The organism is Rhizobacter sp. P2_H3 (assembly GCF_056403355.1).
The window spans coordinates 1-11,730 of the sequence record NZ_JBFUFQ010000038.1 but is presented as its reverse complement, the minus strand read 5'-3'; the positions used below and the strand labels follow the sequence as shown (position 1 = coordinate 11,730).

The window sequence follows — 11,730 nt, the reverse complement described above, 5'->3', positions numbered from 1 at the left end:
CGACCGTGAACGACACCACCAGCCGCCGCATCGTGCTCGCCGCGCATCCGCACGGCCTGCCGACGGTAGATGATTTTCGGCTCGAGACGCAGCCGGTGCCTGCGCCGGGCGAGGGCCAGGTGCTGCTGCGCACGCTGTTCCTGTCGATCGATCCGTACATGCGCAACCTGATGGAGCCCGTCGGCCCGGGCTACGCGCCGCCGGTGGCGATCGGCGCAGCGATGGTCGGCGGCACGGTGAGCCGGGTGATCGCGTCGAGGCACCCGCGCTTCGCAGTGGGCGAGCTGGTGCTCGCGAACGCGGGCTGGCAGGACCAGGCGCTGTCGAACGGTGACGACCTGCTGGTGCTGGGCGACATGGCGCAGCCGTCTCTCGCGTTGGGCGGCCTGGGCATGACGGGCTTCACCGCGCAGGTCGGGCTGGGAGACATCGGCCAGCCGCGCGCCGGGGAAACCGTGGTCGTGTCGGCGGCGACCGGGGCGGTCGGATCGGTGGCGGGTCAGCTCGCCAGGCTCAAAGGCGCGCGCGTGGTCGGCATCGCCGGTGGGGCCGACAAGTGCCGGTACGCGGTGGAGGTGCTCGGCTTCGACGCCTGCATCGACCGCCGCGGCGCGCAGTTCGCCGAGCGCCTCGCCGCGGCGTGCCCGGCCGGCATCGACGTGTACTTCGAGAGCGTCGGCGGTGCCGTCTTCGATGCGGTGCTGCCGCTGCTGAACGTCGGTGCGCGCGTGCCGGTGTGCGGGTTCATCGCGCACTACAACGAGGCCGAGCCGACGACCGGGCCGGATCGCCTGCCGCAAGTGCACGCCGCGCTGCTGCAGAAACGCATCCGCATGCAGGGCTTCATCGTGCTCGACCACTATGGCGAGCGCTTCGACACCTTCCGCCGCGAAATGGCGCAACGCGTCGCCGAAGGCACGGTGACGCTGCGCGAGGACATCGTCGACGGGCTGGAGAACGCACCGGCCGCATTGCGCGGGCTGCTGGAAGGGCGCAACTTCGGCAAGCTCGTCGTGCGCGTGGCGCAGGACTGAGTCACTGCATCACTTCTGCAGAAGAGACGCGATGGCGCGCGTGACCTCCGGCGTGGTCGGCGTGAAGACCACCAGGCTCAAGCCGTCGGCCGCATCGACCGAGTAGGTCGAGTACTCGAACGACAGCGGGCCGGCGACCGGGTGCGTGATGCGCTTGTGGCCGACCCAATGCCGGCTCACCTCGTTCTCGGCCCACATGCGGCGGAAGTCGGCGCTGCACGCCTGCAGCTCGGCGGCGAGCGCGGCGGCTTCGGCGGAGCCGCCGGTGCGGGCCACGTCGATGCGAAACACGGAAAGCGCAAAGCGCGCGCCCGACTCCCAGTCGGGCCAGTGGCCGCGGGTGCGCAACTCGCCGAACAGGCGCCGCAGCAGGTTGCGCTCGCCGACGGGCAATGCGGCGTAGTCGGTCAGCACCGCCGCAGCGGCGGCGTTCCACGCGACGATGTCCCAGGTGGGCGTCTTCACGACCGCGGGGCTGGTGGCAAACGAATCGAGCACGCGTTGCAGCGCCGGTTCCACTGCCGACGGCGGGGCCGGGCTGAGCGGCGGCGGCCGCTGCTGCGCGAGCAGGAACAGCATCTCGCGGCTGGCGGCGTCGAGTTCCAGCGCGTGCGCGAGCCGCTCCAGCACGTCATCGGAAGGCGGGCCGCCGCGGCCTTGCTCCAACCACGTGTACCAGGTCACGCTCACCGCGGCGCGTGTCGCGACCTCTTCGCGCCGCAGCCCCGGCGTGCGGCGCCGGCCGGGCGCATCGGGCCCGGGCTGCAGGCGCGCGCGGCGATCGCGCWGGAACGCGCCGAGGGTGAGCACCGTGTCGGGCAGGGTGTCAGCCGTCATGCCTGTTAGCTCTCATACCTGTATACGTTCTCGGCTTTTCGTGGCCCGTGCAACGAAGGACAGTACGCCCCTTCATTCATCGGGAGTCAGTATGCGTGTATTCGTGACGGGAGCCACCGGCTTCATCGGGTCGGCCATTGCGCGGGAGCTGCAGGCCGCAGGGCACCGCGTGCTCGGGCTGGCGCGCAACGACGCAGCGGTGGCCGCGCTGGAGGCGATGGGCGTCGAGGCGCATCGCGGCGAGCTGGCCGACATCGACAGCCTGGTCGCCGGCGCGACGGCCTGCGACGGCGTGATCCACATGGCGTTCATCCATGATTTCAGTGCGTATGCGGCGTCGGTCGAGGCGGACCTGCGCGCGGTGGACGCGATGCTGCGGGCGCTCGAGGGCACGGGCAAGCCCTTCGTCGGGACCTGCGGCACGGCGTTGCTGGCGAACGGGCGCCTCGGCACCGAAGCCGACGCCCCGGTGCCCGGTGCCGCGGGCCACATGCGTGCCGCGTCGGAGGCGAAGGTGCTGGCTGCGGCGGCGACCGGTGTGCGATCGAGCGTGGTGCGCCTGGCGCCTACGGTGCATGGCACCGGCGACCACGGCTTCGTGCCGGCGCTGATCGACATCGCGCGCCGCACCGGCTTTGCCGCGACCATCGGCGATGGCGCGAACCGCTGGCCGGCGGTGCACCGTTCGGACGCGGCGCGGCTCTACCGGCTGGCGCTGGAGCGCGCGAAGCCGGGCTCGCGCCTGCACGGCGTGGCGGAAGAAGGCGTGCCGATGCGCGAGATCGCCGAAACGATCGGGCGCGGGCTCAAGCTGCCGGTGCGCAGCCTCACGCCGGACGAAGCCCTCGTGCATTTCGGCTGGATCGCCCGCTTCGTCGCGATCGACAACCCGAGCAGCAGCGAGTTCACGCGCAGCACGCTGGGATGGCAGCCGAGCGGCCCCGGCCTGCTGGAGGACATGCGGGACAACGGGTACTTCAGCGCCTGAGCGCGGTCCCGATCGCCTGGTCCAGCAGTTCCAGCCCCAGGTCGATCTCGCCGTCGCTGACCGTCAGCGGCGGCGCCACGCGGAACACGCCGCCCATCGCCGGCAGCTTGACGATGTTCATGCTGAGCCCGAGCTTCATGCACTCGCGCGTGATCGCCTCGCCGAGCTCGAACGCCGGCTCCTTGGTGTCGCGGCTCTTGACCACCTCCAGCCCGAGCAGCAGGCCGCGGCCGCGCACATCGCCGATGCATGCGTGCCGCGATTGCAGCTTCCGCAGTCCCTGCGCGAGCCGCTCGCCGGCGACGCGGGCGCGCTCGACCAGCCCATCGCGCTCCACCACCTCCAGCACCTTCAGCCCGACCGCCGCCGGCAGCGGATCGGACACGTGCGTCGTGTAGAACAAAAAGCCGCGCGCATGGGCTTCTTCCTCGATCGCCGCGGTGGTCACCATGGCGGCCAGCGGCAGCCCGGCGCCCAGCGTCTTCGACAGCGTCAGGATGTCGGGCGCCACGCCGTCGCGCTCGCACGCGAACATCAGCCCGGTGCGGCCAACGCCGGTCTGCGCCTCGTCGAGGATCAGCAGCATGCCGCGCTCGACGCACTTCTGCTTCAGCGCCGCCATGTAGCCCGGCGGCAGCTCGAGGATGCCGCCGCTGCTGAGGATCGGCTCGGCGATGAACGCCGCCAGCGCACCGGTGGATTGGCGGTCGACCTGCTCGAAGCCGTCGTCGAGCTCGCGGCGCCAGTCGAGCGTGCCGTCGGGGTGGGTGAAGCGCGGCCGGTACGCATTCGGCGCCGGAATGGCCATCGAGCCGACCGAGGCCGGCCCGTAGCCCTTGCGCCCGGCGCTGTAGGTGGCTGAGGCCGCGGCCCCCGTCATGCCATGCCATGACTGCGTGAAGCCCACCACCTCGTGCCCGCCGGTCACCAGCTTGGCCATGCGCAACGCGGCCTCGTTCGATTCGGCGCCGGTGCTCAGCAGCAGGCAGCGTTCGAGCCCTGCCGGCGCATGGCGCGCGATCCGTGCCGCCAGTTCGACGACCGGGCGCGACAGCATGCCGCTGAACAGGTGATCGAGCGAATGGATCTGCTCGGTGACGACCGCCGCGATGTCCGGGTGCGAGTGCCCGAGCACCGCGCTCATCTGCCCCGACGTGAAATCGAGGATCGCCCGTCCGTCGGCGTCGTAGACGAAGCTGCCCTTCGCGCGCTCGATGATCAGCGGCTCGAAGCTGCCGCCATAGCGGATCAGGTGCCGGCGCGCTTGCTGCCAGAACTGCGGGTCGTCGTTCCTGCTCATGATGGTGCGGGCCTCGTGGTGGAGTTGTGGCATCTTGCGCACCGGCACGCGCTTCGGGAAGCGAATAGTTTTGGAACGAGCCATCAGGAGAATTCATACCGTGGGCCAGTCACTCGACATCGACCTGCTGCGCAGCTTCGTGGCCATTGCCGAGACCGGCGTGCTGGGCCAGGCGGCCGCGCGCGTCGGGCGCACGCAGTCGGCGCTGAGCATGCAGATGCAGCGGCTGGAGGGCGTGGTCGAGCAGCCGCTGCTGTTTCGCACCGGGCGCGGCGTCACGCTCACCGCGGCCGGCGAGCGGTTGCTCGCGCATGCGCGGCAACTGCTGGCGCTGCACGACGAGACGCTGGCCGAGTTGCGCGGCGAGCAGCTGTCGGGCGTGTTGCGCTTCGGCTGCCCGGACGACTATGCGGTGGTGTTCCTGCCGCACCTGCTGCGCGGTTTCGCGAGCCTGAACCCGCGCGTGCAGCTGGAGGTGGTGTGCGCGCCGACGCCGCGCCTGCGCGAGTTGCTGGCGCGGCATGCGATCGACCTCGCGCTGGTGTCGGTGATGGCGTCAGCGGACGATGCCGACGTGATCCGCCGCGAGCCGCTGGTGTGGGTGGGGCAGCGCGGCGGCAGTGCTGCATCGCTCGACCCGCTGCCGCTCGCGCTCGGCGCGCCGGATGCGTTCGACCACCAGGCGCCGCGGCAGGCGCTCGAGGCCGCGGGCAGGGCCTATCGGCTGGCCTGCGCGAGCAGCAGCCTCACCGGGCTGGTGGCGATGGTGCGATCGGGCCAAGCCATCACGGTGCTCACGCAGACCGCCGTGCCCGACGACCTGCAGGTGCTGCCGGCCGATGCCGGGCTGCCGGCGCTGCCGACGGTCGGCATCGCGCTGGCCTTCGACCGCGAGCAGCCGTCGGCGCTGGTGTCGGCCTTCGGGTCGCATGTGCGGCAGGCCTTGCCTCTCGCGTAGTGCAGCGACGCAGGCCCGCTACAGTTCCGCACCACCCCGACGGAGTCCACCTTGCACACCGGCACCTGCCTCTGCGGCACCATTCACTACGAGATCGACGGCCCGATCGGCGCGGCCCTCTACTGCCACTGTTCGCGCTGCCGCAAGGCGAACGGCGCGGCCTTCGCGGTGACCGCGCCGGTCGCGGCGAAAGACCTGCGCTTCGTCGCGGGCGAGGCGTCGCTGAAGAGCTTCAGCACCGCCGAAGGCATCCACCGCGTGTTCTGCGCCGAATGCGGCTCGCCGATCCTGAGCCGGCGCGATTCCGCGCCCGACGTGGTCCGGCTGCGCGTCGGCAGCCTGAACACGCCGCTGCCGCAGGCGCCGTCGGCCCACATCTTCGTCGGCTCCAAGGCCGAGTGGTTCGAGATCCACGACGGGCTGCCGCAGCATGCCGAGCGGCCCGTGCAGCCATGAGCGCAACGGCTGCGGCGGTAAAGGGTTCACTGGCGGTGCTGCTTTCGTGCGCAGCAGGTGCGGCCATCGCGGCACAGCCATTCGAGGGGCCGAACTGCGACCTGGTGGAGCCGCCGGCCGAAGCGGGGGACATCATCGCTCCGAACGGCAGTCCGGTCGCGCTGTCAGGTCGCGTCTTTCCGCGACTCTCCGACATTCCAGCCGGGTACACCGGATGCCAGGTGCTGTGGTCCGTCATCGGCAACGGGCCACGGAATCGCGCGCTCATTGCGCTTCGCGAGGGCCGTGTCGAGGCGGTCCGGCCGAGTCCCCCGGTGCCTCTGTGCGCACCGGGTGAGAAGACCATCGATACCGGTTGCTCGCCTCGGCAACTGGGGCTGCTGGTGTCGTTTCCCGCGGGTTGCGCCAAGCGAGCGGCCGATGCGAGGCGCATCCCCGTCGACTGCATGCAGGCGTTCCAGCGCGAATACGCCATCTACGACCTGCTGGAAGAGTGAGCGCGATGCCGGTCGACCAGCTCGGCAGCAGCTTGAACGGTTCTTTCTGATTCCACCTGCTCGGCCCAAGGAAATGGCGTCTCTGCTCGATGTGCGACGACGGGAGAGTTCGAAGCCCGCGCTGCGCTCATGTTTGGTGTCTTGCTCTTTGGTTGGGCTTTCGTTGCGATGACGGGCGAGGTAGTCCGAGGGTTTGCCGGAATTTCGCGGGGTAAGGATTTGCGCGCAGACTGACATTTCCCGATTTCATCTAGTAGCGCAGCAAGGAGTGCCACTATGGGCGGCAACAAGCGACTTCTCGAAGAGGATGAAGCCAAGCGCTACGCCGCTGTGCAGTTCGCAATTGAGCTGGGTGTACTTGAACGCTGCGAGTACCACGACGACGTAGTTTTCGAAGGTTCTGGCGATCTCGATGCAGCATATCGAGCGGCAGCTGCTTCGTATAAGCGGGGGGAGCACAGCATCTTCGCGAGCCAGCGTGAGTTCACGGACTACATCAAGCTCGTGGTGCGCGATCATCCCGCCGACGAGTGCCCAAGTTGCGACAGGTTGGAACTGGATTCAGATTCCTAACCCAATATCTTCGGAGCGAGCATGCAGAGATGTTGGCAACAGCTTGTCGCCCGCTTGGCTGCAATGATCGTGAGTGGGGTCGCGGCGAGTTGCGATGCGGCACCTCCACTCGCACCGTTTGGCCTTCCCGAGATCTGTCGTGCCACGGTATCTGTCTTGATGGGCAGGCAGGTGAAGTTGATCAAAGTGGACCAAATGGAAGGTGATGTAGTCGCGGTTCACTATGTGCGCCCTGACGACAAGACGCGTTGGGACTATCGCTGTAAGACGGTCGGACAGAGAGTACTTTGGGCATCGCTCACCGGCCGCTGGCGCGACCATCCAATGGATGAGGTTCTGAGCTTCGCGGTAGTCGGTACGACTCTTAAGATCGATCAGCGCTTCACCGACGGCTCGGGTTCAACCAAGTCTTTCTCAGTGCGAGACTTCAGGGATTGATGGGCGCGCGATCGGATCTCGTGTGAACAGCTAACCATGGAGATGCACAGATCACTGGTCCAACGAATGATGGATCGCGTGCTTGAGCGACCTCAAATGGAGTACGTCGAGGCCAAGATGGGGCTCTTCCCTGATCAACTACTGGCTCAGGACGATGCCGACTTTTTGTACGAACGAACCAAAAGCATCCGACGCGGAATCACGCAGGCTTGGTCAATCAGTGATTGGGTGAGATCCGAGGGATCGCCATTTCGCAGCCATGCCGCGGCCGAGCAAGACTTTTTGATCCTCTTTACGAGCCGGGAACTCTATATGGGTCACGGTCTCATGATGCGTAGCCTGTATCCCAGTCATCGATTCAACTACCCAGACGGGGAACTGGGTCAGCGCGTCGAGCGATTCATGCCTCTGCAGAACGTCTTCATTGCTTCCATCGCTGACTTCGAGCGCCTGGTTGGACACGTGCAAGCGTCAGGGCGCCCCTTGGCAGCAATTCTCAAAGAGGCCGCCGCCGACAACTTGAACTCGTCGACCGGAAAGTATCTCTTGGGTATGCACCTCGATGGCAAACCGGGTCGCAAGGGCACAGACCTCGCACGAAACGCGCTGCGCGCGTGCGCTGAACGCCTCCACCGAGCAATCGATCCGTCGGGTGAGGCACCCATTCCTGAATTCGATTGACGTGCGGCACCGTTGCTCAAGGTGAGACATCCTCATTGCGTGATGCGCTCGGCCGGCCGTTGATGCGCTCGTGGATCGTTTGTGCGATCGGCAAAGGGAAACAAGTTCCCATTTGCCGTTTCTGCAATCGTCCGCAGTAGCGGGCGGCCTCCCTCTTAGTTGCTGACGCCACTGGCCGACGAGGCCGGCGGCGACGGCGGGGTCGGCGTCGGCTTGACCAGCGCGGTGGCCTGCCACGTGCCGGTGTCGTCGGTCGCCGGGCCGGCCAGCGTGCCCGACAGGCTGCCGTCGGCCGCCAGCGTGCCGGTGCCGGTCAGCACGGTGCTGCCGGCCGCCAGCTTCAGCGTCAGGCTGCCGTCGGCGGCTTGCGTGCCGGTCACGTCGTAGACCGTCTTGCGGGCGTGCGGCTTGCCGCCATGGCTGCCCCAGGGCGTGATGCTGCTCGCGTCGCCGCCGGCCGCCGTCACCTTCTCCTGGTAGCTCGTCACCAGCGCGGTGGTGTCGGTCCTGAATTGCTCGGTGCGGGTCTTCACCGCATCGATGAAGGTCTTGATCGCGGCGCGCTGCGCCTCGTTCAGGCGGTGGCCGGCGTCGGGCGTGGCGGCCGCATCGAGTGCGGCCTTCAGCGTGGCCTGCAGCGCCTCGACATCGGTCTTGTAGGCCGTCTTCAGCGCTTCGAGCGCGGTGGCGAACTCGGCCTGCAGCGCGGTCACCGCATCGCTCGGCGTCGCGGTCAGCTTGCCGCCGACCAGCTTGCCGGTGAGGGCGGTGCTGCCGTCGTCCTGCGCGACGCTCTGCAGCACCAGCGTGCCGTCGAGGGCCTGGCCTGCATCGGTGCCCGCATCGACCTTGGCCGCGAAGGTGTACAGCGCGGCCTCGACGTGGCTGCCGTTGAAGCGGCTGCCTTCACCGGTGGTGGTGCGCACCGACAGGCCGGCGGCCGACTCGCTGACGGTGACCGATGCGGCCGAGGCCGACTCGCCATCGGCGCTCTTGTCGGCGCCACCGCAGCCGAAGAGCAGGGCGCTGGACAGGGCCAGCGCGGACCATTTGAATGCGGACGTGGGCTTCAGCAACTTCATGAGTGACAACTCCTCTGATGCGTTCTTGGATGAAGCGCACTGCGTGGAGCGGTGCGCCGGTGGGTACTGCCGGCGCAATGTAGGTTGGCGATTGCACGCTGTCGTCGCTTCGTAAGCCGCTTCGGCCTGCACTTACCAAATGCACGGAAAGTGGGGGAGCCGCTTACGCGCGGCACTGAATTCACACGACTGTGTCGTCGTTGAAATAGTCTGTCACCCCATGGGTCCATCCCGGCACGTTGACGTAGTAGCGCACGGCCTTGCCCTGGCCGGTCGTCCACAGCAGGCCGTGCCGCACCAGGTCGGCCAGGTCGCGGGTCGCCGTCGGCTTCGAGGTGCCGGTGAGCTTGATGTATTTGTCGGCATTCAGGCCGCCGAGGAAGCCGCCGTCGCCGTCGTCGAGCAGCCGCTGCAGCACCTTGCGCTGGCGCTCGTTGAGCTCGAGGTGGGCGTGTCCTTGCCAGAACCTGGCCTTCTCGATCGCGCGGCCGATCACCTGGCTCGAGCGCTCGCAGGCCAGCGCGAACTGCTGCGCGAACCACAGGACCCAGTCGGTGGCGTCGCCATCGCCGCGCTGGGCGGCGTTCAGCGCGTCGTAGTAGCCCGTGCGTGAGGCGAGGAGCTGGCGCGACAGGCTGTACAGCCGCACCGGAACGCGGTGGTCCTGCGCGATCGCCATGTCGACGACGGCGCGGCCGACGCGGCCGTTGCCGTCCTCGAACGGATGGATGCTCTCGAACCAGAGGTGGGCGAGGGCCGCACGAGCCAGCCCGTCGAGCGCGGGCAGGCGATCCGGCTCAGGCGCAGTCTTCGCGAACCACGCGAGGAAGCGGTCCATCTCCTTCGCGACCCGGCGCGAGGGCGGGGCTTCGTAGTGCACCACCTCCTTGCCGGGCGGTCCGCTGACGATCTGCATCGGCTCGGCGTGGTCGCGCCAGCGGCCCACGGCAATGCGGCGGATGCCGCTCGTGCCTCCGGGAAACAACGCCGATTGCCAGCGCTGCAGGCGCTCGCCATCCAACGGCGTGTCGAACCCGTTCATCGCGTCGTTGAGCACCTCGACCAGGCCATCGACATGGCGATCACGAGGCCCTGTCGTCGCGAGGCCGAGCCGGCGCATCACCGACGAGCGCACGGCCGCGGGGTCGAGTCGCTCGCCCTCGATCGCGGCGGTGGCGATCACTTCGTCTTCCATCAACTCGCGGGCGACCTGGCCATCGCGCTCGATGCCGATCGCCTGCGCCTTGCCTTCCACCACGCCCTGCATGCGGCGGGCATGCGCCAGTGCCGGCCCGACCCGCGCGGGGTCGAACGTCAGCGCGGGCCACGCCGGCTGCTGCCAGACGAAGAGGGGCTTGATGGAAACCATGAGCCGCATTCTAGGTGTTTCGGCTCAAATAATGAGCCGCAAATCGGGGATTGCGGCTCACGAGGTGAGCGGCGCTGATCGGCGTGGCAATCGCGTGGCACACGGCTTGCAACCCTGTCGGTCTTCTGCCAGGGAACACAAATATGTCGTTGAGATCATGTTTGCAAGCGCTTCGCTGAAGCGCCTGCGGCGATGACCTGGTCCATCGTCGCGCGTGACGACCAGGGCCGTTTCGGTGTCGCGATCGCAAGCCGCTTCCTCGCGGTCGGTGCGTTGTGCGTGCACACGCGGCGCGATGTCGGTGCGTTGTCGACCCAGGCCTTGATGAACCCGCTGTATGGTGCCGCGGGCCTGGCGCTGCTGGCCGATGGCGAGCCGGCGGTGCAGGCCTTGCAGCGCCTGCTGGCCGGCGACGAAGGCCGCGCGCACCGCCAGGTCCACCTGCTGCCGGCCGTCGGCGCACCGGTCGCCCACACCGGCAGCCAGTGCATCGATTGGTGCGGCCACCAGCTGTTCGACGATTTCAGCGTGGCCGGCAACATGCTCGCCGGACCGCAGGTGATCGAGGCGACGGCGCAGGCCTACCGCGATGCGCACCGGCTGCCCTTCGCCGAGCGCCTGCTGGTGGCGATGCAGGCCGGCGAGGCGGCCGGCGGCGACAAGCGCGGCAAGCAGGCCGCCGCGCTGCGCCTGCACGCCGACGAAGACCACCCGCAGCTCGACCTGCGTGTCGACGACCATGCCGAGCCGCTCGCCGAGCTGCAGCGCATCTACCGCAAGAGCCTGGAACGCTACCAGCCGTTCATCGCCTGCCTGGCCGGCCGCCACGACCCGGTCGGGCTGACCGACCGCGCCGCGATCGAGGCCCGCATCGAGCGCTTCCAGGCGGCGCTGAAGGACCACGCACCATGACCGCGCTGCTCGAGGTGCGCCAGCTGCGCACGCTCTTCAAGACCGACGACGGCGAGTTCGCCGCGGTCGACGGCGTCAGCTTCGAGGTGCAGGCCGGCCGCACGCTGGCGATCGTCGGCGAATCGGGCTGTGGCAAGAGCGTGACCTCGCTGTCGATCATGGGCCTGGTGCCGTCGCCGCCGGGGCGCATCGACAGCGGCTCGATCCGCTTCGAGGGCCGCGAGCTGGTCGGTGCGCCGGCGCAGGCACTGCAGGACCTGCGCGGCAACGGCATGGCGATGATCTTCCAGGAGCCGATGTCGTCGCTGAACCCGGTCTTCACGATCGGCGAGCAGATCGTCGAGGGCCTGCTGCGCCATCGCCGCATCGGCCGCGCCGAGGCCCGCGAACAGGCGCTGGCGATGCTGCGCAAGGTGCGCATCCCGGCGCCGGAGCAGCGCTTCGACGAGCATCCGCACCAGCTTTCGGGCGGCATGCGCCAGCGCGCGATGATCGCGATGGCGCTGGCCTGCGAGCCGCGGCTCTTGATCGCCGACGAGCCGACCACCGCGCTCGACGTGACGATCCAGGCGCAGATCCTCGCGCTGATGCGCACGCTGCAGCAG

General features: G+C 68.6%; 14 protein-coding genes. 10 read left to right on the top strand and 4 right to left on the bottom strand.

Going from position 1 to position 11,730, the window contains the following annotated elements:
- Positions 1-5: 5 nt before the first annotated feature.
- Positions 6-1,034 (top strand): NADPH-dependent curcumin/dihydrocurcumin reductase, encoded by a 1,029-nt coding sequence (locus AC1D1T_RS10255; protein ID WP_477825601.1) that lies wholly within the window; start codon positions 6-8, stop codon positions 1,032-1,034.
- A 9-nt stretch (positions 1,035-1,043) separates the two neighbouring features.
- On the opposite strand, the gene AC1D1T_RS10250 is transcribed toward AC1D1T_RS10255, so the two are convergent.
- A complete protein-coding gene (locus tag AC1D1T_RS10250) occupies positions 1,044-1,871 on the bottom strand; it encodes a helix-turn-helix transcriptional regulator (protein ID WP_477991844.1) in 828 nt (275 codons plus the stop codon).
- A 91-nt stretch (positions 1,872-1,962) separates the two neighbouring features.
- Here AC1D1T_RS10250 and AC1D1T_RS10245 point away from each other — a divergent pair, with 91 nt between their 5' ends.
- Positions 1,963-2,859 carry an SDR family oxidoreductase gene (locus AC1D1T_RS10245; RefSeq protein WP_477825600.1) on the top strand — a complete coding sequence of 299 codons (897 nt, stop codon included), beginning with the start codon at positions 1,963-1,965 and terminating at the stop codon, positions 2,857-2,859.
- On the opposite strand, the gene AC1D1T_RS10240 is transcribed toward AC1D1T_RS10245, so the two are convergent.
- Complete coding sequence (locus tag AC1D1T_RS10240) at positions 2,849-4,159, bottom strand: aspartate aminotransferase family protein (RefSeq protein WP_477825603.1); 1,311 nt, start codon at positions 4,157-4,159, stop codon at positions 2,849-2,851. The genes AC1D1T_RS10245 and AC1D1T_RS10240 overlap by 11 nt on opposite strands.
- 100 nt (positions 4,160-4,259) lie before the next feature.
- On the opposite strand from AC1D1T_RS10240, the gene AC1D1T_RS10235 reads away from it, so the two are divergent.
- From AC1D1T_RS10235 to AC1D1T_RS10210, 6 genes are all read left to right on the top strand, one after another.
- Entirely contained in the window at positions 4,260-5,117 is an 858-nt protein-coding gene (locus AC1D1T_RS10235; protein WP_477825599.1) for a LysR family transcriptional regulator, read from the top strand.
- Between the two features lie 51 nt (positions 5,118-5,168).
- Positions 5,169-5,573 carry a GFA family protein gene (locus AC1D1T_RS10230; RefSeq protein ID WP_477825598.1) on the top strand — a complete coding sequence of 135 codons (405 nt, stop codon included), beginning with the start codon at positions 5,169-5,171 and terminating at the stop codon, positions 5,571-5,573.
- Positions 5,570-6,070 (top strand): hypothetical protein, encoded by a 501-nt coding sequence (locus AC1D1T_RS10225; RefSeq protein ID WP_477825597.1) that lies wholly within the window; start codon positions 5,570-5,572, stop codon positions 6,068-6,070. The genes AC1D1T_RS10230 and AC1D1T_RS10225 overlap by 4 nt, the downstream gene beginning before the upstream one ends.
- Before the next feature lie 276 nt (positions 6,071-6,346).
- Positions 6,347-6,643, top strand: coding sequence for a hypothetical protein (locus AC1D1T_RS10220; RefSeq protein WP_477991843.1), 297 nt, complete (start codon positions 6,347-6,349; stop codon positions 6,641-6,643).
- Positions 6,644-6,814: 171 nt separating this feature from the next.
- Complete coding sequence (locus tag AC1D1T_RS10215) at positions 6,815-7,081, top strand: hypothetical protein (protein ID WP_477825595.1); 267 nt, start codon at positions 6,815-6,817, stop codon at positions 7,079-7,081.
- Between the two features lie 96 nt (positions 7,082-7,177).
- Positions 7,178-7,762 (top strand): hypothetical protein, encoded by a 585-nt coding sequence (locus AC1D1T_RS10210; protein ID WP_477825594.1) that lies wholly within the window; start codon positions 7,178-7,180, stop codon positions 7,760-7,762.
- 155 nt (positions 7,763-7,917) lie between these two features.
- Here AC1D1T_RS10210 and AC1D1T_RS10205 read toward each other — a convergent pair whose 3' ends face one another.
- Positions 7,918-8,844, bottom strand: a complete 927-nt coding sequence (locus AC1D1T_RS10205; protein WP_477825593.1) for a hypothetical protein — start codon at positions 8,842-8,844, stop codon at positions 7,918-7,920.
- Positions 8,845-9,025: 181 nt separating this feature from the next.
- A complete protein-coding gene (locus AC1D1T_RS10200; RefSeq protein ID WP_477991842.1) occupies positions 9,026-10,213 on the bottom strand; it encodes a Fic family protein in 1,188 nt (395 codons plus the stop codon).
- Between the two features lie 192 nt (positions 10,214-10,405).
- On the opposite strand from AC1D1T_RS10200, the gene AC1D1T_RS10195 reads away from it, so the two are divergent.
- Positions 10,406-11,125, top strand: coding sequence for a DUF1028 domain-containing protein (locus AC1D1T_RS10195; protein ID WP_477825897.1), 720 nt, complete (start codon positions 10,406-10,408; stop codon positions 11,123-11,125).
- Positions 11,122-11,730: ABC transporter ATP-binding protein (locus tag AC1D1T_RS10190; protein ID WP_477991841.1), on the top strand; the 609-nt coding region annotated here is incomplete at its 3' end. The genes AC1D1T_RS10195 and AC1D1T_RS10190, both read left to right, overlap by 4 nt.